The organism is Acinetobacter sp. MYb10, from assembly GCF_002980175.2.
GTDB lineage: Bacteria > Pseudomonadota > Gammaproteobacteria > Pseudomonadales > Moraxellaceae > Acinetobacter > Acinetobacter guillouiae.
In genome coordinates, this window is sequence record NZ_CP058272.1 from 170,779 (window position 1) to 190,995 (window position 20,217).

The 20,217-nt window shown below is 37.1% G+C and carries 23 protein-coding genes; 8 read left to right on the top strand and 15 right to left on the bottom strand.

Annotated features, from left to right (window positions below; all coding sequences use genetic code 11):
• Window positions 1-164: 164 nt before the first annotated feature.
• The 4 genes from CQZ96_RS00785 to CQZ96_RS00800 all read right to left on the bottom strand — a co-directional run bounded on the left by CQZ96_RS00785 (window position 165) and on the right by CQZ96_RS00800 (window position 3,572).
• The gene (locus CQZ96_RS00785) at window positions 165-1,199 is read right to left on the bottom strand and encodes a DUF6670 family protein (protein WP_105713704.1); all 1,035 of its coding nucleotides are present in this window, start codon (window positions 1,197-1,199) and stop codon (window positions 165-167) included.
• A gap of 33 nt (window positions 1,200-1,232) precedes the next feature.
• Window positions 1,233-1,856, bottom strand: a complete 624-nt coding sequence (locus CQZ96_RS00790) for a sterol desaturase family protein (RefSeq protein WP_105713703.1) — start codon at window positions 1,854-1,856, stop codon at window positions 1,233-1,235.
• 114 nt (window positions 1,857-1,970) lie between these two features.
• Complete coding sequence (locus CQZ96_RS00795) at window positions 1,971-2,969, bottom strand: AraC family transcriptional regulator (protein ID WP_105713702.1); 999 nt, start codon at window positions 2,967-2,969, stop codon at window positions 1,971-1,973.
• 210 nt (window positions 2,970-3,179) lie between these two features.
• Window positions 3,180-3,572 carry a helix-turn-helix domain-containing protein gene (locus CQZ96_RS00800; RefSeq protein ID WP_004719481.1) on the bottom strand — a complete coding sequence of 131 codons (393 nt, stop codon included), beginning with the start codon at window positions 3,570-3,572 and terminating at the stop codon, window positions 3,180-3,182.
• A 66-nt stretch (window positions 3,573-3,638) separates the two neighbouring features.
• Here CQZ96_RS00800 and CQZ96_RS00805 point away from each other — a divergent pair, with 66 nt between their 5' ends.
• The gene (locus CQZ96_RS00805) at window positions 3,639-4,871 is read left to right on the top strand and encodes an MFS transporter (protein ID WP_105713701.1); all 1,233 of its coding nucleotides are present in this window, start codon (window positions 3,639-3,641) and stop codon (window positions 4,869-4,871) included.
• 73 nt (window positions 4,872-4,944) lie between these two features.
• On the opposite strand, the gene CQZ96_RS00810 is transcribed toward CQZ96_RS00805, so the two are convergent.
• Both CQZ96_RS00810 and CQZ96_RS21570 read right to left on the bottom strand, forming a co-directional pair.
• Window positions 4,945-5,499: a lipocalin family protein gene (locus CQZ96_RS00810; protein ID WP_105713700.1), complete on the bottom strand. Its 555-nt coding sequence runs from the start codon at window positions 5,497-5,499 to the stop codon at window positions 4,945-4,947.
• A 76-nt stretch (window positions 5,500-5,575) separates the two neighbouring features.
• Window positions 5,576-5,785, bottom strand: a complete 210-nt coding sequence (locus tag CQZ96_RS21570; protein ID WP_056512760.1) for a hypothetical protein — start codon at window positions 5,783-5,785, stop codon at window positions 5,576-5,578.
• 280 nt (window positions 5,786-6,065) lie between these two features.
• On the opposite strand from CQZ96_RS21570, the gene CQZ96_RS00815 reads away from it, so the two are divergent.
• The gene (locus CQZ96_RS00815; protein ID WP_228722760.1) at window positions 6,066-6,257 is read left to right on the top strand and encodes a hypothetical protein; all 192 of its coding nucleotides are present in this window, start codon (window positions 6,066-6,068) and stop codon (window positions 6,255-6,257) included.
• A 95-nt stretch (window positions 6,258-6,352) separates the two neighbouring features.
• On the opposite strand, the gene CQZ96_RS00820 is transcribed toward CQZ96_RS00815, so the two are convergent.
• The 4 genes from CQZ96_RS00820 to CQZ96_RS00835 all read right to left on the bottom strand — a co-directional run bounded on the left by CQZ96_RS00820 (window position 6,353) and on the right by CQZ96_RS00835 (window position 9,014).
• The gene (locus CQZ96_RS00820; RefSeq protein WP_105713699.1) at window positions 6,353-6,880 is read right to left on the bottom strand and encodes a ClbS/DfsB family four-helix bundle protein; all 528 of its coding nucleotides are present in this window, start codon (window positions 6,878-6,880) and stop codon (window positions 6,353-6,355) included.
• A gap of 201 nt (window positions 6,881-7,081) precedes the next feature.
• Complete coding sequence (locus CQZ96_RS00825; protein WP_004719494.1) at window positions 7,082-7,351, bottom strand: DUF333 domain-containing protein; 270 nt, start codon at window positions 7,349-7,351, stop codon at window positions 7,082-7,084.
• 312 nt (window positions 7,352-7,663) lie between these two features.
• The gene (locus tag CQZ96_RS00830) at window positions 7,664-8,380 is read right to left on the bottom strand and encodes a glutamine amidotransferase (RefSeq protein ID WP_056512768.1); all 717 of its coding nucleotides are present in this window, start codon (window positions 8,378-8,380) and stop codon (window positions 7,664-7,666) included.
• A 67-nt stretch (window positions 8,381-8,447) separates the two neighbouring features.
• On the bottom strand, window positions 8,448-9,014 hold the full coding sequence (locus CQZ96_RS00835; RefSeq protein WP_105713698.1) for a TetR/AcrR family transcriptional regulator: 567 nt from the start codon (window positions 9,012-9,014) through the stop codon (window positions 8,448-8,450).
• 95 nt (window positions 9,015-9,109) lie between these two features.
• Here CQZ96_RS00835 and CQZ96_RS00840 point away from each other — a divergent pair, with 95 nt between their 5' ends.
• Together CQZ96_RS00840 and CQZ96_RS00845 are read left to right on the top strand one after the other, a co-directional pair.
• Window positions 9,110-9,856 (top strand): SDR family oxidoreductase, encoded by a 747-nt coding sequence (locus tag CQZ96_RS00840; protein WP_096734377.1) that lies wholly within the window; start codon window positions 9,110-9,112, stop codon window positions 9,854-9,856.
• Window positions 9,857-10,011: 155 nt separating this feature from the next.
• On the top strand, window positions 10,012-10,605 hold the full coding sequence (locus tag CQZ96_RS00845; RefSeq protein ID WP_105713697.1) for a 2-hydroxychromene-2-carboxylate isomerase: 594 nt from the start codon (window positions 10,012-10,014) through the stop codon (window positions 10,603-10,605).
• A gap of 168 nt (window positions 10,606-10,773) precedes the next feature.
• Here the strand turns inward: CQZ96_RS00845 and CQZ96_RS00850 are convergent, their stop codons facing one another.
• Window positions 10,774-11,691, bottom strand: a complete 918-nt coding sequence (locus tag CQZ96_RS00850) for an AEC family transporter (RefSeq protein ID WP_105713696.1) — start codon at window positions 11,689-11,691, stop codon at window positions 10,774-10,776.
• Between the two features lie 147 nt (window positions 11,692-11,838).
• Between CQZ96_RS00850 and CQZ96_RS00855 the strand changes: the two genes are divergently transcribed.
• The 3 genes from CQZ96_RS00855 (at window position 11,839) to CQZ96_RS00865 (ending at window position 13,613) form a co-directional block, all read left to right on the top strand.
• Window positions 11,839-12,711, top strand: a complete 873-nt coding sequence (locus CQZ96_RS00855) for a LysR family transcriptional regulator (RefSeq protein WP_146113216.1) — start codon at window positions 11,839-11,841, stop codon at window positions 12,709-12,711.
• Window positions 12,712-12,763: 52 nt separating this feature from the next.
• Window positions 12,764-13,183, top strand: a complete 420-nt coding sequence (locus CQZ96_RS00860) for a hypothetical protein (RefSeq protein ID WP_004719511.1) — start codon at window positions 12,764-12,766, stop codon at window positions 13,181-13,183.
• A 91-nt stretch (window positions 13,184-13,274) separates the two neighbouring features.
• Window positions 13,275-13,613 carry a hypothetical protein gene (locus CQZ96_RS00865; protein WP_004719512.1) on the top strand — a complete coding sequence of 113 codons (339 nt, stop codon included), beginning with the start codon at window positions 13,275-13,277 and terminating at the stop codon, window positions 13,611-13,613.
• Window positions 13,614-13,742: 129 nt separating this feature from the next.
• Here CQZ96_RS00865 and CQZ96_RS00870 read toward each other — a convergent pair whose 3' ends face one another.
• Window positions 13,743-15,254: an aldehyde dehydrogenase family protein gene (locus tag CQZ96_RS00870; RefSeq protein WP_004719517.1), complete on the bottom strand. Its 1,512-nt coding sequence runs from the start codon at window positions 15,252-15,254 to the stop codon at window positions 13,743-13,745.
• Window positions 15,255-15,613: 359 nt separating this feature from the next.
• On the opposite strand from CQZ96_RS00870, the gene CQZ96_RS00875 reads away from it, so the two are divergent.
• Window positions 15,614-16,795, top strand: coding sequence for a hypothetical protein (locus tag CQZ96_RS00875; RefSeq protein WP_004719519.1), 1,182 nt, complete (start codon window positions 15,614-15,616; stop codon window positions 16,793-16,795).
• A gap of 57 nt (window positions 16,796-16,852) precedes the next feature.
• Here the strand turns inward: CQZ96_RS00875 and CQZ96_RS00880 are convergent, their stop codons facing one another.
• The 3 genes from CQZ96_RS00880 to mdh form a co-directional block, all read right to left on the bottom strand.
• Window positions 16,853-17,815, bottom strand: coding sequence for an alpha/beta hydrolase (locus tag CQZ96_RS00880; RefSeq protein WP_004719521.1), 963 nt, complete (start codon window positions 17,813-17,815; stop codon window positions 16,853-16,855).
• A 40-nt stretch (window positions 17,816-17,855) separates the two neighbouring features.
• Entirely contained in the window at window positions 17,856-18,698 is an 843-nt protein-coding gene (locus CQZ96_RS00885; protein ID WP_105713694.1) for an SDR family oxidoreductase, read from the bottom strand.
• Between the two features lie 203 nt (window positions 18,699-18,901).
• The gene (gene mdh, locus CQZ96_RS00890) at window positions 18,902-20,074 is read right to left on the bottom strand and encodes an iron-dependent methanol dehydrogenase (protein ID WP_105713693.1); all 1,173 of its coding nucleotides are present in this window, start codon (window positions 20,072-20,074) and stop codon (window positions 18,902-18,904) included.
• Window positions 20,075-20,217 lie beyond the last annotated feature (143 nt).

Here is a 20,217-nt window from a genome sequence, read left to right on the forward strand (position 1 = left end):
TTTTACTTCCCTCCAAAGTAAATGTAGAAAAACCGAATACCGTATTATCGTTGTCTTGATATATTTCAAAACTACATTGATGAATATCGAGTAATAGTAAAGTGGATGATGTATATATTTGTTTTAACTAGGCTTTTTATCACCTAGTTAAAAGTTGAATCGATCTAATCGGTACGGATATCTAAATATTCAATATAACCAGTACCTTCAACCGCACGACCCTTGAATGTACCTTTGTACTGATAGCTCCCTGCATAGCCTCCCGCCATACCATATTGAAAATCAGCATTTGTTAGACCATCAATATGTATTAACGGATTTCCATTATCATCATTCACGCTCCATGAGAAGGTACGAGGTAAACGCATTGATAAACCATTCGGGGTTATAACGCGCTGAGCTTCAAATGCATGGACATTAAAATTAAATCCATTTGAATGAATACTGCCATGATCATCTGTAGAACGAATATATACTCGACGTTGCAATACCAGATTTAATGGACCAAGAACTTCTACAAGTAGGACTTGAGTTTTCTCATCGATATTTAAAATATGATAAGTAAAATAATTGATATATAAGTTTACATCTACTGCACGAGCATATTCATAAGTACAAAGACCCTGAACCTTGTTTTTTTTACCTTGATATTCAAGAAATCCTTCATATGTACATAATAATGCCCAGTGATCATATAAACCCAATGACATTTGCGCAAAATGGGCAATTTTATCAGTCGCACGAATCTTTAAATCAAAATTGAAATCATGACCTTCACGATGCGCATGAAAATTTGGATATGCGCCTTCGAGTAACACGTCACGACCAAAGCTTAAAGATGAACCATTACTTTCCAATACACAGTCATTTTCTACACTATAGCCATTAAAGTGTTCTTTTGTACCTACTGCGGTACCGATTAATACATTTGCAGTATCAAGCGCAGTAGTTTGGATCAAATGTTGATTCCGAAAAATTTTTACACGAGGTTGGCCAACTACAATTAATAGATTCAAAAAATTAAATGGTGCTTCAAGATTCGGAATCATAACCCCATAATGAACGCAAGAATACTTTCCTTTTGGTGTATGCGTTGGCGTATTCACATCAAAAGGTCTTCCGTTGATTGTCTCTGAACGATCGATAAAATGATGTAAAAACTTTGGCGCAGCAATGTGTTTGGGCAATAATCGTTTCATCTAAATGATCCTTAATACTTTATTTGTTAAAATTTACAGTTCTAATGAGATGCCTTGACGAGCACTTTTTATATCCAATGCACTCTTAGAAGTAATTTTAAGATATGATTTTGCAAATATTTTCTGTGATGTCTTGTTTAGGATTATTTCAAAATTTTTAGGTAGATTTATTCCTAGAGGATTGCTTTCTTTAATCGAAAGCTCAGTAAAAACACGTGTTCCCATAATATAATCAAACCACGGACGTGTAACACACCAATTGGCATTTTGATTACTTGCCATATGATGATCATAGTGCCAAGGGATTCGTTTACGTGCATATTCAGGGTCTAGATGAGATTTTGCATGTACTCGCCAATAATTCCAAATCCCATAATATAAGCCAGCAGTAAAAAATGGTGCAATGGGTAAAAATACAGTTGAAACCGCGGCTAAACCTAACAATGCGGTTTTTTCATTATAAATTTCTGCATTTTTAAACATAGATTCACGATATCCTTCATCATGAAACACATCTGTTCTGGCACGTTTATGATGTGCTATATGTGTGAAGAAAGGGCTATTACGGTGTTTACTTGGAAACTCATGCAACCATACCTTATGTGCATACCATTCAAATCCATTCGCAACTAAAAGGCCAATTGGAAAACCTAACATCTCTGATCCTTTTCAATTAAGAAATAACCATCAGTGTAGAAAAGAACAGCTCATTTTTTTTGACCGAAAAGCTAACTCGTTAAATGTCATTAGAATCAAGTTATAGCTAAAAACTTATTTTTGCTTGCGCTGGCGATAATGGGATGGCGTTTCATTTGTCCAACGTTTAAAGGCACGTGAAAAGGCGGAAGGCTCAGAAAAACCAAGTAAATATACAACTTGATCTATGCTCATATTGGGATTCATCAACAGCTTTTTGGCCATTTTTTCACGATAAGTTGCCAAAACTTTTTCAAAAGTCGTGTTAACTTCTTTAAGATCTGCACGAAGTTTTCGTGGCTGCAGCCCTAAATGTTGGGCAATTAATTTTAAATCTAATTGCCCTGATTCTAATAAACCAGAGCTGAGTAGGTTTTCTATATCATTAATCAAATAATATTTATCGACAACTTTCACCTGCTGTTTAGCTACATGCTCATGTATTTTTAATAGCATTGGTTCAGCCGATGCTGAAGCTAAACTCAATATTTCCGCATCAAAAATTATACAGCCGTACTGCATACCTAAACGAGTCGGGCATTTCCAGATACGTTGATATTCATCTAAACTCGCGCCTTCTTGGTAAGGCAACCATATTTCTTTGGGATGAAAATGATTGTTACTGATATAGTTTAAAAAATTAAGCATAACGCTTATGGCACATTCTAGATAATGACGAACTGGGTGCTGAAGATTCGTGATCATTGCATTTTGATTTTCAATGTGTAAATGAGCCACAAAAGCATCGGTAAAAATTTTCTGATAACGCAAGGCTCTTTGTAAGCCGTCCCCAAATGTAGGGCTACTCATAAAAATGTATTCTAATATTTCGCCTCTAAAAATGGGGAAATGTTCACCTACATGGAGTCCGATATCCTGATCAGCACTGATTTCTTCAGCTATTTCCCAAAAGCGTTGTTGGGTCGAATTATCTCGCCGAATGGTTTTGTCAGGTGGTTGTTCAGATAATCTTATTTGTGAAAATATCCGATTTGCGTCCAAATTCATTTTATTAAGCGTGTGATATGTTAACCAGAGGAAAACACCAGAATCACTAGATTTGCTTTGATCCATAAATCAAAAATACCGATTTCAACAGATACAATTTATATTCGTAGATCAGGCTACAAACGTATAAAAGTCATGAAAATTTAAGCTTGTTTTATCATCTTAGAGAAAGCCATTTGACTGTTCAATGTCATTGCGTGCTAATTTTAATTATTGTTCTACAATCTAATTTAGCTATTCAGCAAATACTCATCAAAAATCTTTTAAAAATTTCTTTTATTTCTGAGCTGCCTTCTCAACTAGTCGCTTAAAACTAGGACATTGCAAATGCGATGGTGCAGGGCAGTCACCTACGTGACGAAGTATGTCACGGAGTGCGATCAATTTATGAATTTGAAGATCGATCTCATCAGCTTTTTGGTGAATAACACTTGGGGAAAGATCAAGTGCGCCATGACTATCGAACATTGCTGCGATCTCTTTAAGCGAAAAGCCCGCCGACTTCCCCATTGAAATCAAAGTGAGTCGTAACAGAACTTCCGAAGAGAATTGTCTACGTAATCCATGACGAGAAATTGAGAAAATCAAACCGATTTCTTCGTAATAGCGTAGTGCCGAAGGTTTAATTCCACTTTTTGCTGAAACTTCACCAATATCAAGAAATTTCATACTTGACCTCAAGTCAACTTGAATTAGTAGTATGTGATTAAACACCACTGCTGACAAGAGCGCAACATGACAGAGCAGACAGAATCATTAACATTGACAAACAAGACCCAAACTGGAATCACCATCACTTTGGGGTTATCCATCTTATTGGCATCGTTGGGAACAAGCATTGTCAATATCGCATTACCTACACTTGCTGAGGTATTTCTACTGCCATTTATTCAAGTACAGGCAGTTGTAATTGGATATCTTATCTCGTTGACGATCACGGTTGTGATTGCTGGACGCTTAGGTGATCGATATGGATGTAAGTCTATGCTGATCGTTGGACTGGTTATATTCAGTTTGGCTTCATTGCTATGTAGTGTTGCACCTAGCATATGGATATTGGTTGCTGCACGATCATTTCAAGGAATAGGTGCAGCATTCTTAATGACACTTGCAATGGCACTTACACGTCAGACCGTCAGTAAATCACAGTTAGGAAGAGCAATGGGAATGCTTGGAACGATATCTGCTTTAGGTACAGCACTTGGACCTGTGTTGGGTGGGCTTCTGATTACCTTGAGCGGTTGGCAAAGCATTTTTGGATTACAGTTTATACTTGCGAGTATCGCGATTATTCTGGCTTGGGTGTTGTTGCCTAATGATTGCATTAGAAAACAAATTCCTACGTTAAGTTCATGGCAACCAGACCAGAACATAACGCCAAACCTGCTGATTAACTTGATGGTTGCCGCTGTTATGATGACCACGCTCGTCATTGGACCTTTTTATCTGAGCCTAGGTCTAAGCTTGAATCAAATGCAAGTGGGTTTGATTATGGGAATTGGACCAGTGGTTGCTATCTTAAGTGGGATTCCATCGGGTCGACTTGTCGATCGTTGGGGCAGTCGCTATATCGTCGCTATAGGGTTGATTTTTCTGATTATCGGTAGCTTTATGCTCGCTATCGTACCGAAATTGATGGGTCTAAGTGGCTATATTTTCCCTATCATTATTTTGACTTTAGGTTATCAACTGTTTCAGGCGGCCAACAATACTATGACTTTGGCGGATGTTCCCAAAGCTCGACAAGGGATGGTATCAGGACTTCTTAGCTTATCTCGTAATATGGGCTTAATTATCGGGGCTTCTGTGATGGGAGCTATTTTTTCATTCGGTGTCGGCACAATTCAGTTCAATCAGGCAACGGCTTTAGCAATCATTGATGGGATGCAATTTACCTTTTTGTGTGCTGGAACATTGATGATTGTGGGCTTGCTCATCAGTTGTGTCTCATTTCGTAGACGATATTGATCAGAAGGGCTTGTAGTGCAATCGTATAAAATAAGCTAGATTCAACAAGCCCTTAAAAAGGGCTTGTTTGCATTTATTTTTGTTTGGTTTCAATTAAATCACTTAAATCATAGCCTAAGCTTTTAGCATAATTTAAATATTCTTCAGTCGTGGCTGGATCAAGCTGTTGAGATCGACTGAGTAACCATAAATATTTTTTATTAGGAGTACCGATCAATGCAACTTGATAATTTTCATCCAGCTTTAAAATCCAATAATCACCACGTCCTACAGGCAGCCAACGAAGTACTTTTGGTAAAAAACTCACTTTTAATTTGGAGTTCGTAGGCGCGTTTTGTACAGATGCTTCGCCAATCGATTGTTGAAGCTTGCCATTTTTATCATAACAACGATTATCCACTTTGATTGAGCCATTTTCATTTAAGGAATAATCAGCAGTAACGTTATAATCGCATTTCTTTTGAAAATACATTGGTTTGCGCGCAATTTCATGCCAAGTACCCAGATATCTCTTTAAATCTACATTGTTAACGGTTTGAATCTTTTCATTTCCTGCATAAGCAAATGCCGCAACACTAAGTAATGCTATTCCACCGACGAGCGTTAATATTTTAAACTTGTTGTTCATGACATAGCCCTATATTTAAGTATTTAATATATATATTCATTATGTCGCGCCTGATGCGGGGGTATTGTAATTTTGCTTACAAGTCATGTAGTTTTTTCATGTAAAAATCTCTTCTAAGCAGTCCAAGTTGTCTTTTTCTTGCGATAATTTCATCATGCTGGTAAGGCAGTATTTCAACCAATTGATCAACAGTTAAATGGTTGTTTTCAATGAGAAAGCAATCTTGATCTGTTGACCAAGCAGAGGATAACAATTGTTTTGTGTTTGGCTTATTTCTAGGGGGCATGGATTAAATTCTTTACACCTTAAATGGCTGACAATCAATAAAATTGCGAGTGATTGAATTTTCACTCTCAGCACTTTTAGTTAATTAGATTTGATCTGTTTATATCAAATCTTGATTTTGTTACTTAATCAAAATTTTAATACGTATTTTAGAAAAACTCAAATTTTAATTGTTATCGATAAATTGAGAGGGTGATATAAGATATAAATAGTTTATGGTCAGCTTAACCTAAGAACAATGAAGCAAGTTTATGAAAAAAATAACAATGATATTGTTGCTTATGCTTATAGGTTGCATTACTCCAAATCCGCATAGTTTGGTATTGATGAAAAAAGAAAAATCCATTGAAGTCATGCATGAGCAACTGGATGATGAAAATACCAGTACTGAGGTAAATAGAGCATTATTCTGTGGTGAATATGAGCGTGTCTATAAAACAGAATACCTGCCTACTTTAATGAAATTAGACTAATCCTTGGGACAAGAAAAACCCAAACAGTATTATTTGGACGAATTAAATAACACCATTACTCAATACTTAGATCTGAAAAAGATAACCTGTTAAGGCTATTTAGTTTGTTCAGTATTTATGTTGAATTTCTTCCATTTTCTGATTTGAACTCTAAAATTGGTAAAAGGGGCGACAGTGTTGATATGAATCCATTTATACAGTGGCCAGTTGGCAGGTGTGGTTGCCCATTTACGTTGATTTATTTCAAATAGTTCTTCATCTGTTAGATTTTCAATCCAGTCTGTGACTTCTTTGACCCGTTTAGACAATAACTGAGTATTTTCTTTTAATGAATGCTGGGCATGGGTTTGATAAAAATTTTGATATAGACTTGCTAAGTTATTCCATTTATAGCCTTCTTTCGGCATTGAAACGGGGAAACCTGCAAGTTCTTTGCTTTCCCATTCTAATAATAAATTTACCCATCCCAATTGATAGGATAAATTTTGGGCAGGGGTTTTATCTACAGCTGCAACTTTATGATCTTTTAAGTCTTCGGATATTTCTTCAAATTCTGTTAAATATTGATTTAATGAATTATTGATTGCAACAATCAGTTCCTGTTTAGATTGATAGGTTTTCATCTATTCAATATTCCCAAAATAAATACAATACTGTTTATATTTAGTGCATGTTTAGATCTAATTTATTTTAACTATGAAAAGGGTGGAGCAACTCATTACCGTAGTGAATATACAGTAATGAGTCTAAAATTTATACCAATAGAGAATCAGTCATTCCAGAAGGCTTGTCTATTGTTTATATTCCGCAGCGATTATTCAAAATTATTTAGCAGCAGCTTGCTCATCGCCTTGTGCACTTCTAAACAACTTCCATTCATCAACCACTGTTCCATTTGGAAGCTTACAATATCCAGCTTCATTTCCTAATGCATCTTTTTTAATCTGAGACTCGCCTCCCATTTTTTGACAATACACACTTGCAGGATTGGCCATGCCAAGCGGTTTAGCATTTTGAGTATTTACTTCAGGGGTAGAACATGCAGAAAGAAGTGTTGTCATGAGCACAGATGCGCCAATATATATTTTATTCATTGCAAACAAAGTCTTGGTTTTAAAGTATGCAGTATAAATAAATCAGCAAGTTTTAATGTATCTACTCTGTATAATCCTGTAGCTCAAAAATAATGATGAGTACGGCTTAGTATAAAATATTAAGTGTGATTAAGTAATGTTACATGTAAATAAAGAAAATCTTTTTAATGTAAATGGTATAGTCAGTTAAATATAGGCAATGCAGTATTGATATTATATTTCGAGCAACGCTGTATTTATGGGGGAAGAGTAAATAAGATATAAAAAGCACGAAACAGAAAAGTCTATTTCATGCTGATATAGATAAACAGATTATACATTTAAGTGTTTGATAAAATGCTCTAAAACCAGTGGTGATTTTAATTCAAGATTTGGTGCATATTTTTCATTTTCAGCTCGTAAATGAGGAATATTTAAGCCAGCTTTGCGTAATTCACAAGTATGACCAATCAGCCATTTTTCCATATCATCTGCCGCAACTTCGACATGGAATTGTAACGCCAAGATATTTTGCCCGACTCTAAACGCCTGATTTGTATAAATTGCTGAACTGGCAAGTAATTCAGCCTGTACAGGCAAGTCAAAGGTATCACCATGCCAATGTAAAACTTCGGTATTAACGAGTGGCAATAACGGATTATTTTGAGCCAGATTTAGCTTCAATTGACTCCAGCCAATTTCTTTTTGATGGCCTGCATAAACCTTTGCGCCTAAAGCATGTGCAATCAATTGTGCACCTAAGCAAATGCCAATCGTTGGTAAATTCTTGGCTAAACGTTGTTTAAGATAAGCAATTTCATCATTTAAAAAGGGATAATCTTCAGTTTCATAAACACCAATTGGGCCACCTAGAATGATAACTAGACCTTCAAATTCAAATGCTTGCTTTAAATCATCCATACCCGCTTCAAAATAACGTATGCGATAGCCCAAATCATAAAAAGTGTCTTCAAGAATACCTAAATCTTCAAATGCTAAGTGTTGAATGGCATAGATTGTCTTCGGCAAAGCGTGTGTGGAGGAAGTCATGGTTTTATAATGATTTAACGAGAATATTGCTAATTTATACTAGATTGTATTGGGTTGAAAACTAAATTTATGCTGTGATTTGCAACATAGAATAAATACAGTGTTTGCTTGATTCCAAAATGGTCAATTTAACCGAATCATCAGAAACACTTCTTGCTATCAGTATAGCACCCACCAGTTGACATAAGACGCCCCAAGCTTTTTCTTCACTCCCGAGGCGTTGAGTAAATAGGGCATGACCGCGTTGTAATTCTTGTTGATAGCGTTGTTTAATCTCCTCATCAGAACGTGCGACTTCTGTAGCGAGTGTTGGCAATACACAACCATAATCTGGATGTTCAACATGCGAGAGGGTTAAGTAACGATTGAGTTCAAATTCAATCCATAGCTCAGCCTGATCATGAGGGTTGTTTTGCCACATCTGAATGCTATTTTTGAGTTCGTTTTCAACCAATGCTTTAAACAAATCCTGCTTGGAAGAAAAATGTGAATAGAATGCACCACTGGTCACACCAGCAGCTTTCATAAAGCCATCTACACCGGTTGCAGCAAAACCATCTTTTTTAGCAAGCTGTCCACTGATTTTTAATAGCTCTTTTCTTTTTTCTTGTTTATAGCCAGATTTGTATCGCATATTTTCCTCGATCAAATTTTTCCTTGACGCTCTAGTAAAACTATAACATAGTAATCGTTATAATAACGATCGTTATGCAAAAAGGGAAGCATGATATGCAAGATGAAATAACAACATCAAATCAGAAAGTTGCATTGATTATTGGAGCAGGTGATGCAACAGGTGGCGCAATTGCGAAACGTTTTGCCAAAGGGGGATATATTAGTTGTATGACCCGTCGCAATGCTGACAAGTTACAACCACTGATTGATGAGATTGAACAGGCAGGTGGAACAGCATATGGTTTTGCATCTGATGCTCGAAAAGAACAGCAAGTTATACAATTGATCGAAGAAATTGAAAGCAACATTGGCGAAATAGAGGTACTGGTTTTTAATATCGGTGCTAATGTTCCATGTAGCATCCTTGAAGAAACAGCGCGTAAATATTTTAAAATATGGGAAATGGCGTGTTTTTCTGCTTTTTTAACTGGTCGTGAAGTGGCGAAACGAATGGTAAGCCGACAACGCGGGACATTGATCTTTACTGGCGCGACTGCTGGTCTACGTGGTGCTGCTTATTTTTCAGCATTTGCAGGGGCAAAGCATGCACTTAGAGCTTTGGCACAGAGTATGGCGCGTGAACTTGGTCCACAGAATATTCATGTGGCTCATGTGGTAGTTGATGGTGCAATTGATACAGATTTTATTAAAAACAGTTTTCCTGATCTTTATGAGAAAAAAGACCAAGATGGTATTTTAAATCCTGAACATATTGCTGAAAATTATTGGCATCTTGCCCAGCAACCACGTGATGCATGGACGCATGAGCTAGATTTACGACCTTGGATGGAAAAATGGTAAGTCACTTTATATTAGTAAGTTGGTTTGTATGAGTAGGTTAATATAGCTAGATGACTTATCTCGATATAGCGAGATTAAGAAGTGATGATTTAAGTTTTTTCTAGAATCATTTTTACAGTAAAAATATGATCAGTACAGTTAAGGAATAACACTAAATGAAACAGGTAGAATTTTATTTTGATTTGGGTAGTCCATATAGTTATTTAGGCTTTTATCAGGTTCAAAAAATTGCAAAACAAAATCAAGCACAAGTGATCTGGAAACCAATCTTGCTTGGCGGCATTTTTAAAGCCACAGGGAACAGTAGTCCAATGGCTGTGCCAGCAAAAGCCAGTTATTCGATGATCGATATGGGGCGTTGGTCAAAACTCTGGAATATTCCAATACAAATGAATCCCTATTTTCCTATTAATACTTTAAATCTGATGCGCGTGATTACAGCGGTTCAGCTTTATCAAGCTGAAAAATTCTTAACAGTGTTAAACGCTTTATTTGATGCAATGTTTGGGCATCCGCGTAATTTAGATGATATCAATGAACTTATTACCTTGCTTCAATCATTGGGTTTTAGTACAGAGCAGGTTCAAACTTGGCTTTCAGATGAACAGGTTAAAGCCCAACTAAAAAATATGACAGAAGAAGCCATTGGGCGTGGTGTTTTTGGTGCACCGACATGGTTTATTGGCGATGAAATGTTTTGGGGCGTTGATCATCTTCATTTTGTTGAGATGGAATTGGCTAAATCTTGATAAATAAGCTTATAGATTCTGATTCCATTATTTAGACTGCTAGCATGAGAGAATTGCGTTGTATTGTGCTGCAGCTTGCCATGCAGTACAGCAATTCTACAAAAAAGCCAAACCATATCAAATCAGTAAAATATTTGATAAATCAACGCTATTCAAAAATATAATAGATTAAACATAATAATGCTGTAATAGCGCAAGGATCAGTGCCAAAGTAAATACTGATAAAAGTGTTTGCATGCTGATGCTTGCTGCCATTAATTGATGATCGCCGTTTAACAGTTTGGTTAAGATATATGCGGAAGATGCGGTTGGGATAGAAAAGAAAATCATGATAGCAATCACCGCGGCATGACTTAGCTCAAAAAACTGCAAACAGATAAAGGCAATAAGCGGGATCAGCAATAATCTGAGTAGGCTAATGAGCAAAGACTTTTTCAGATAAACTCTGAGCGTCGAAAACTGAATTGCTGTTCCTACACATAATAAGCCCAACATCAGGCTACTACTTGAAAAAGCATTTAACAGATTTGCAAAGCCAGACCAAATAGGGATGTTTAAAACATTAAATGTAATTCCCAATATACAAGAGCTGATCAGTGGATTTTTGATTAAAGACCAGAAAATATTTTTAATGTTCAGTTGATCTTTATCTGTCAATGAAAGGATCGAAACAACATTAACCAAGGGAATTGCTATAGCAAGGATATTTACCAAGATACTTTTGATTTCAGCATGATTGAGTGTCGTGGCAATCGAGAGTCCGAGATAGGTATTAAAACGAATCAAGCTTTGGACATATACACCGATCTGGGCAATAGGTGTGCGGTTTAACTTTGCAAACAGATAAACGCCAGCAATGATCATGGCCATAATTAAAAAAATGACTGTAAGAATGCTGTTGAGATGCCCCATATTCATATCTGCATTTGCAAGAGAACTAAACAATAAGGCTGGAAATAAAATATAGTAATTGAGCTTTTCTGCGCCATTCCAGAATTTTTCATCAAGTATACGCGACTGGAACAGATAAAAACCTAAACCAATCAGGGCGATGGATGGAAAAAGGATAGTAATCATTTGTAGCATGCTGAACGCTCTATGCAGAAACTAATTCGACCAAGTCCCAGCCACTGATTTTTTCATCTGTAAGCTAAACCCAAGTAAACTTTAATCAAGAATATGACTTATGCCTATTCATGGTAAAATGAGTCTTTACTCATGGATGGAGTGGCGATGACATTTACTCAACTGACTATTTTTGCCATGTTGGCTGAACAGAAAAGCTTTACTGTTACAGCACAGCGTTTGCAAATTTCTCAATCTGCGATTTCTCATGCAATTAAAGGCTTAGAACAAGATTGGTCGGTCAAATTGTTTTATCGCAATCATAATGAAGTTGAGTTAACTGAATCGGGTATACGGCTTTTAGTGCATGTGAAAGAAATTTTGAATATTTCCAATGTCCTAAAGCAAGAAATCTCCGATATACAAGGATTTCATTCTGGCACTTTAAGAATTGGATCTTTTGGTGCTTCATCTTCTAATGTACTGATTCCCTTAATTCTAGAAAAATTTAGTTTAAAATATCCAAATATTGAAGTGTTTATTAAAGAAGGAACGGACAAAGATATTACTCAATGGATTCATGATCGTACTATTGATGTTGGATTTGTGGTTTTACCTGAAGAACGCTTTGATACTTTTCCTGTGATTGAGGATATCTTTGTAGCACTTATTCCTAAGTCCTATATACGATCACAACAAAGTGCAGTTCGATTGGATGAATTGGTAGAACATCCTTTTTTAATGACCTCAGCAGGCAGTCAAAACCATGTGACAGAGATGTTTAGAAAAGCCAATTTGAGTCCAAAAATTAAATGTTATTTTTCTCAAATTTTGACCATTATTAATATGGTGAACAATGGTGCTGGTGTTTCAATTGTCGCAGATATGGCCTTGAATAAAGAGTTGATGACACTGTTTCCCAATGTTCAAAAATTACCTTTATCACCGAATATTAAGCGGTCTATTAGTCTGGCAGTGAAGAATAAAAAACAGATGAGTCCAATTACACAGGCATTTATTGATATTGCACAAATGGTTTAGCATTTTATCGTGAGCGTTTCGCAGAAGAATAAAAGATGAGTATAAGCACAGCATGAATGATTTGATTTATAAACTCATAGGACGTCCTAAAACAGCATTTATACTATGTGGCTGTATTGCTAACCTATCCTTATGGGCAATCAGCCATATCAAAAGCTTTAGTATTTTATGGGTACTCGGCTTCTTCGTTTTTACCGCACTTTCTGCATTATCTTTGTCTGTATATTTGATGGAAATTGTTGAGAAAAAGCCAAGATACAAAATCTACTTTCAACTGTTGTTTTACACACTTTTGATCATTTTATATTTAGCATTGAATACTTACAAATCTGTTTTAGATCAGAAATTTTTTCCACGAAGTTTGGTGATGTCTGTGATTGTATTTTTCACAATGTTATTGATGATGAATTTAAGAGTCGTGGTTGGATATAGTTTCGAAAATATTAAAATGTTATGGAAAAGACCGAAATAATTTTACTGCTGATCTCAGTATATCTGATTTAAACGTATTGGTTTATTTAACTAAACAGACAATACTAAACAGGCAATAAAGGAATGTGTTGATGGATTTAGAAACATTACAACGGCAAATCTGCAAAAAATATGAGTCAAAATATATCGAATTTAATCCGTCGGATAGGGTTGCAATTGCATTACAGAGTCTAGGTCAACAACCGATTTATGCAGTTCGAGTTGCGCTACAAAAACAAGACAATGTTTCTTGGTTTATTCACTGTGGAGAATATTCTTCAGCTGATGATTTTTATCAACCGCTGCATGCCTCGCATTTACAGCAATATTTACCTGAAATTTTACCTTATTTAGCGCTTGAGCACGGTTATCATGTCATTATTGATAAGGATGGCTATGAAGATGTTTGGTTGAATCCAACAACCGACTAAATTTAGCGAATCATCGCAATCTGTATAAAATAATGAATTGATTGTGATAGGAGTTAAAAAGTATCGTCATCACGACCAAAAAAAGCGAACCGAAGTTCGCTTTTTTAAAGTGTAAATTAACTACAGGACTTAGAAGAAGCCCATTGCTTTGGTTGAATAGCTAACCAATAAATTCTTGGTTTGTTGATAATGATCAAGCATCATCTTGTGGTTTTCACGGCCAATACCTGATTTCTTATAACCACCGAATGCAGCATGTGCAGGGTAGATATGGTAGCAGTTGGTCCATACACGACCAGCTTCAATCGCACGACCCGCACGATAAGAGGTATGCGCAGAACGCGACCATACACCAGCGCCTAAGCCATACATCGTATCATTGGCAATTCGGATTGCATCGTCATAATCTTTAAATGTTGCGACAGAGAGCACTGGTCCAAAAATTTCTTCTTGGAAAATCTTCATACTGTTGTCGCCTTTGAAAATGGTAGGTTCAATATAGAAACCTTGACCGACTTCCTGACGATCGCCGCCACCTGTAAGTAATTGAGCGCCTTCAGCACGACCTGTTGCGATACAACCCAAGATTTTGTCTTGTTGCTCTTGAGATGCCTGAGCACCAATCATGGTGTCTGTATCTAGAGGATGTCCAGTTTTGATGCGTTTTACACGTTCAACTGCCATTTCTAGGAATTTATCGGCAATACTTTCTTGAACCAAGGCACGTGATGGGCAAGTACATACTTCACCTTGGTTTAAAGCGAACATGGCAAAGCCTTCAAGCGCTTTGTCTAAATAGTCATCATCTTTATCCATGACATCTTCAAAGAAAATGTTTGGTGATTTACCACCAAGCTCAAGTGTCACAGGAATAATATTTTCAGTTGCATATTGCATGATCATTTGACCAACAGCAGTGGAGCCTGTAAATGCAATTTTAGCAATGCGTGGATTGGTTGCCAGTGGGCGACCCACTTCAACGCCGTAACCATTGACAATATTTAAAACGCCTGGCGGTAAAATATCTTGAATGAGTTCAGCAACAACTAAAATACTTGATGGAGTTTGTTCAGCAGGTTTAAGCACAATACAGTTACCCGCTGCAAGTGCCGGTGCAAGTTTCCATGCTGCCATAAGAATAGGGAAATTCCATGGAATGATCTGACCAACTACACCTAAAGGCTCATGGAAGTGGTAAGCAATGGTATCTTCATCAATTTCAGAAATACCACCTTCTTGTGCACGTAAACAACCTGCAAAATAACGGAAATGGTCAATTGCTAAAGGAATATCGGCTGCCAATGTTTCACGAATTGGCTTACCGTTTTCCCATGTTTCTGCAACTGCGAGTAATTCTAAATTTTCTTCTAAACGATCTGCAATTTTCAGCAGTACATTTGAACGTGTTGTTGGAGAAGCTTTGTTCCATGAAGCTTTGGCTTTATGTGCTGCATCTAATGCAAGTTCGATATCTTCCGCAGAAGAACGTGGAATTTTGGTAAAGGCTTTACCATCTACAGGAGAGACATTATCAAAATATTGCCCTTTAACCGGTGCTACCCATTTGCCATCAATAAAGTTTTCATATTGGGCTTTGAACTGTACTTTTGAACCAGGCTGATTTGGATCTACATAACGCATAAGAGTATCCCTTTACTTATATTCATGATCATTCATGATGTGTTTAATATGGCATGTATGAACAATGATTGTTTACATGATGGTTTGAGCATAGAGAGTCAAAGGTAGGGAAAAGGTTGGATGAAATCCAAGACATATTTGCGCTATGCTTTAATCTTTGGCAATATTTTCTTGTTTATTGGAAAATTGCTAAATATTGGAAAAAATTGGTTTTATTCTACAGCTTTGGTATGAGTTGTGTTGACTCAGGTTAAGCTCACTATGTTAATGTGGTAGAGTAATTTATAAGCAGGTCCGCTGGATAAAAACAACAGAGAAAGGATAGGATATTTTTTAACGAATTACAGAGGAAGTAGCGTATGTTAAGCCAACAAGAGTTATCAAATAAACGGAGTTTAATTGAGCAATTACGCCAAAGTAGTAGTTTGTCTTTAAAACATGCTGATCAACTCGGGCAGAGTATTGCAAGTTCATGGCAACGTTCCAATTCAGCTGCGATTCCCAAAGATCGTGATGCTGCACCCTTGATGAATGTAAAACAAGAAAGAAAAACACTGTTAGAAAAAGCAATCGAACATTGTCGTGATGAATTAACCCATATCGCAGAACAGTCGGCAATGGTTGCTGCAGTAGGGGATATTGGCAGTACCATTATCTGGTCAGCCGCAAGTGGGCAAATGCGCAATGCCGCAGAACGTGTTCATTTTATTGCTGGTGGGCAATGGCGAGAAGATTTGGTGGGAACCAATGCTTTGGCACTGTCATTAAAAACCCAACAATCCAGTTGTGTGTTTTCCAACGAGCATTTTATGTCTTCGGTGCATGACTGGGTTTGTTATGCCTCTCCAATTATAGATCCATATTCCAAACAAGTTTTAGGGGTAATTGATCTTTCAACCACATGGAATCATCACAATAGTTTGGGATTATTGGCGGCTGAGCGATGTGCCTCAATTATTCAATCGGCATTGCTAGAGTTTCAGCAACAACATTTATTTATCCGGGCTTTTGCTGTGCCACAAGTGTTGTTCAATGGCAAGATCGTGGTACTGACACCACGACAAATTGAAATTTTGACTATTCTTGCGTTGTGTCCACAAGGGATGAATCTGGAAAATTTACATCAAGCGCTGTATGGTGAACGAAAAGTGAGTGTCGGCACATTAAAAGCTGAAATGTCGCAATTGCGCGATATCTTGGGTGGCATGCTGGGTTCACGGCCTTATCGTTTATTGGCACATGTTGAAGCAGATTTCTTGCAAGCAGAGAATGCTTTAGATGCAGGCTATACCGAATCCGCTTTAAAATTATGCAAAGGTGTATTTTTAGCTAAAACTGAAAGTCCTTTTTTATCGGCATGGCGAGACTGCCTTGAATCACGCCTGAGTGAAGCGATTTTTAAAGCCAATGAAACAGATGCTTTATTAAAACACCTTGCACATTTTCCAGAGGCGATTGATGCCGTTGAACGTCTGATTGAACTTACACCAGTCGGGCATCCTGCTCATCAAATTCTAATGAAATATAAAGATGAACATTGATTTTGCAGGATACTTTTAACTGATCATTCGCTTGCAAAGAAAAATGGATTTGAGCCTTTAAAGCTGTTTTTGGGCTAACCAGGAAAAAAGTTGATGATAAACTTCTTTTCTGACTTCTGGTGCCGATAAAACCAAGTCATGTAGTCCATTTTGAATGGTCATGACATTAACATCGCCCTGTATTTTACCTGCATCCCTGATGATGTCTTTGACCTCTAAAATAACATCAGTGCTTTGAGCATCTCGGTTAAATTTCTTGGGATAGGTCGTTTTGTGAGAATGCATCACCAAGGTTGGTACATTGATCTGTACGCCTGCATGAATTTCTTTTTGCGCTTCAAAAATTGCATGCACAAAGCTTAAATATACTTTGGGGTAAGTTGGTTTTTTCCACTCTAAGCTGAAATCCCATTCGCCTTGCAAATCTTTATGCAGACTGGTGACATACCATTTATTTAATTCACTTGGAAACTTTAAATTAGGTAAGCGTTTACCCAGTGCGCTGAGTTTGGGTAGGGCTAATTTTTTCTTCCAAGCAGGCATATTAAAGTCATAAAAAGGACTATTGCACCATAAGGCTTGAATAAGGGGATGTTGTGGATAATGTGCTGCATATAATGTTGCGATCAATCCACCTGTAGAATGTCCTGCCAGTAACACCTCAGTGTGGCCTTCCTGACCAATAATCTTTAATGCTTGCGTGATTTCTTCATCATATTCATTCAAATTTAAAACATAATAATATTTTTGATGTGGTAAGTAAGAACGACCATATTTTCTTAAATCAAGTGCATAAAAATCATAATCATGTTGATTAAATTGTTCAGCCATTTCTGTTTGAAAGAAATAATCGATAAAACCATGGATATAGAGCACCGCTTTCTTGGTCGCTTGAGCTGCTTGTTTGCGTACCAAAGTTGCAATGACTTTACCATCATAGTCATCTGCTAAGTTTAAGGTTAGTTTTTCATAACCTGTACCAAGGATATCAGGTTGATATTCAGTAGATTGAGTGGTCATAGCATATTCCTGAATTTATTGAAAAATGAAATCCGAAAAATTACAGATAGTCTTTTACCAGCGCACAGGATTCATCATATAGTTTTTGTGCCAACTGTATATCTTTGGCTTTGCCTGATTTAAATGCAGGGGTTTGCAAACTCACATAATCACCATTGCGCTTTTCCCATGATGGATCAAAAGCAATTTTTTTAATTAATTCGGCAGGCTTAGATGGTGGAATAAGGCCAAGTTTAATTATTGCATATTGCCATTTGGGTAATTCACGATAAATCTCAGAATCTACGCCACCTGGATGTAATGCATTGCTGGTGACATGACTTCCATGTAGTTGTTTGGCGAGGATATTACTAAACAGCAGATTGGCTAATTTACTATTGCCATAGCTCAAAACACCGTTGTATTTTTTCACTTGATCCGCGTTAAAGTTTTCAGGTTGGATACAACCTAAAAGATGCATCATTGAAGCCAAATGAATTACACGACCTTGTTGGGCTTTTTGAACCAATGGAAGAAGTTTCAATGTCCAAAGAAAAGGCCCAAGATAATTTACCCCAAACTGTTTTTCAAAACCATCAGCTGTGGCCTCAAGATCAGGTGTCATCATGCCAGCATTGTTGACTAATACATCAATTTTTTCATATTTGGCAATAATTTCATTGGCTGCTTGGTTAATTTGTTCAAGACTATTTAAATCAAGGCGAATCACGTCTACTTGACCTGTACCGAATGACTCTAAGTGTTGTTGTGCTGTTTTTGCTTTTTCAGGATTACGACAAGCAATGATCACATGGTGACCATCCTTAATAAATGTTTCTGCAGTTGCAAGCCCGATTCCAGTGTTTGCACCCGTGATGATGATGGTTTTACTTGTTGTTGTCATTGCTGAAATAATCCGCTGATGTTTTAAGCATCATAGTCATAGATTGTGACTTTATCAATATATCTGACAATAATGATTGTCATTTTTTGATAAGCGTATAAAAAAGGAATACTACCAAAGTAATATTCCTGAGTATCAAGCATACTTCATTGTATTTGGCCTAAAACAGTTGTCAGGCTGAGTAGAACCAAAGGGGATCGTTTTTACATTGCTGATTCAAAAATTTTAATGACTTGAGCATCAGTTGCTTTACGTGGATTGGTCAACATACAGGCATCTTTTTGCGCATTTGATGTCATCACTGCATGATCTTCCGCTTTGACACCCAGTTCAGCTAAGCCAGAAGGGATACCAATAGATGATGATAACTCACGAATTGCATCAATCGCAGCAAAGGCAGCCTCAGTAACGGTTAAACCCTCAGTATTGACACCCATTAATTGGGCAATTTTTGCATAACGGTCTGGGCAGGCAATTAAGTTAAACTCACACACATGCGGTAATAGAATTGCGTTACATACGCCGTGTGGAAGGTTATAGAAGCCACCTAATTGATGAGCCATTGCATGTACATAACCTAAAGACGCATTGTTAAATGCCATACCTGCTAAATATTGTGCATATGCCATTGCATCACGTGCTTCAAGATTTTCGCCATTGGCAACAGCAGGGCTTAACCATTCACTAATCATTGAAATGGCTTTTTCTGCACATGCATCTGTAATTGGGTTCGCAGCAGTTGAAACATAAGCTTCTACAGCATGAGTTAAAGCATCCATACCCGTTGCAGCAGTTAAAGCAGCAGGTTTTGCAATCATGAGTTTAGGATCATCAATTGCAACAAGCGGTGTACAACGCCAGTCAACAATCGCCATTTTTACATGGGTATCTGTATTGGTGATAATACAGAAACGAGTCATTTCAGAAGCAGTTCCCGCCGTTGTATTGATTGCGACAAGCGGTGTCATTGGGACTTTACTTTGATCAATCCCTTCATAATCACGAATATGACCGCCACCTGCGGTGACTAAGCCAATTCCTTTTGCACAGTCATGAGAAGATCCACCGCCTAAAGACACAATAAAGTCACAGCCATTATTGTTATATTCATTTACGCCATTGTGTACATTAATATCTGTCGGGTTTGGTTCTGCACCAGGAAAAACATGACTGTCTACACCAGCTTCTTTGAGATAGTCAACAATAATGTCTGCAACACCAAATTTGAATAATCCAGCATCAGTGACGATGAGGGCTTTTTTTGCCCCTAAATTTTGTGCTTTAGCACCGACTTCTTTGGCACAACCTGGACCAAAAAGTGAGACGCATGGGATGTAAAAACCGTTTGTTTGATCTGCTATATTTTTAAAAGCCATGGTGCGATTCCTTCTACCATTGTTATTTCATCATTCCAGAAAGGTGATGATCACCTTGAGGTTGAGTATCAGTTTTGAGGGCTGGATTGAATACCTACTAAACACCTACCAAATTTTAATAATGAAAACTTTAAATTAAGTGT

Bases quoted from the DNA above. Each gene is read 5' to 3' on its own strand.
- CQZ96_RS00785 (WP_105713704.1), bottom strand. From the start codon at position 1,199: ATGAAACGATTATTGCCCAAACACATTGCTGCGCCAAAGTTTTTACAT.
- CQZ96_RS00790 (WP_105713703.1), bottom strand. From the start codon at position 1,856: ATGTTAGGTTTTCCAATTGGCCTTTTAGTTGCGAATGGATTTGAATGG.
- CQZ96_RS00795 (WP_105713702.1), bottom strand. From the start codon at position 2,969: ATGGATCAAAGCAAATCTAGTGATTCTGGTGTTTTCCTCTGGTTAACA.
- CQZ96_RS00800 (WP_004719481.1), bottom strand. From the start codon at position 3,572: ATGAAATTTCTTGATATTGGTGAAGTTTCAGCAAAAAGTGGAATTAAA.
- CQZ96_RS00805 (WP_105713701.1), top strand. From the start codon at position 3,639: ATGACAGAGCAGACAGAATCATTAACATTGACAAACAAGACCCAAACT.
- CQZ96_RS00810 (WP_105713700.1), bottom strand. From the start codon at position 5,499: ATGAACAACAAGTTTAAAATATTAACGCTCGTCGGTGGAATAGCATTA.
- CQZ96_RS21570 (WP_056512760.1), bottom strand. From the start codon at position 5,785: ATGCCCCCTAGAAATAAGCCAAACACAAAACAATTGTTATCCTCTGCT.
- CQZ96_RS00815 (WP_228722760.1), top strand. From the start codon at position 6,066: ATGCTTATAGGTTGCATTACTCCAAATCCGCATAGTTTGGTATTGATG.
- CQZ96_RS00820 (WP_105713699.1), bottom strand. From the start codon at position 6,880: ATGAAAACCTATCAATCTAAACAGGAACTGATTGTTGCAATCAATAAT.
- CQZ96_RS00825 (WP_004719494.1), bottom strand. From the start codon at position 7,351: ATGAATAAAATATATATTGGCGCATCTGTGCTCATGACAACACTTCTT.
- CQZ96_RS00830 (WP_056512768.1), bottom strand. From the start codon at position 8,380: ATGACTTCCTCCACACACGCTTTGCCGAAGACAATCTATGCCATTCAA.
- CQZ96_RS00835 (WP_105713698.1), bottom strand. From the start codon at position 9,014: ATGCGATACAAATCTGGCTATAAACAAGAAAAAAGAAAAGAGCTATTA.
- CQZ96_RS00840 (WP_096734377.1), top strand. From the start codon at position 9,110: ATGCAAGATGAAATAACAACATCAAATCAGAAAGTTGCATTGATTATT.
- CQZ96_RS00845 (WP_105713697.1), top strand. From the start codon at position 10,012: ATGAAACAGGTAGAATTTTATTTTGATTTGGGTAGTCCATATAGTTAT.
- CQZ96_RS00850 (WP_105713696.1), bottom strand. From the start codon at position 11,691: ATGCTACAAATGATTACTATCCTTTTTCCATCCATCGCCCTGATTGGT.
- CQZ96_RS00855 (WP_146113216.1), top strand. From the start codon at position 11,839: ATGACATTTACTCAACTGACTATTTTTGCCATGTTGGCTGAACAGAAA.
- CQZ96_RS00860 (WP_004719511.1), top strand. From the start codon at position 12,764: ATGAATGATTTGATTTATAAACTCATAGGACGTCCTAAAACAGCATTT.
- CQZ96_RS00865 (WP_004719512.1), top strand. From the start codon at position 13,275: ATGGATTTAGAAACATTACAACGGCAAATCTGCAAAAAATATGAGTCA.
- CQZ96_RS00870 (WP_004719517.1), bottom strand. From the start codon at position 15,254: ATGCGTTATGTAGATCCAAATCAGCCTGGTTCAAAAGTACAGTTCAAA.
- CQZ96_RS00875 (WP_004719519.1), top strand. From the start codon at position 15,614: ATGTTAAGCCAACAAGAGTTATCAAATAAACGGAGTTTAATTGAGCAA.
- CQZ96_RS00880 (WP_004719521.1), bottom strand. From the start codon at position 17,815: ATGACCACTCAATCTACTGAATATCAACCTGATATCCTTGGTACAGGT.
- CQZ96_RS00885 (WP_105713694.1), bottom strand. From the start codon at position 18,698: ATGACAACAACAAGTAAAACCATCATCATCACGGGTGCAAACACTGGA.
- mdh (WP_105713693.1), bottom strand. From the start codon at position 20,074: ATGGCTTTTAAAAATATAGCAGATCAAACAAACGGTTTTTACATCCCA.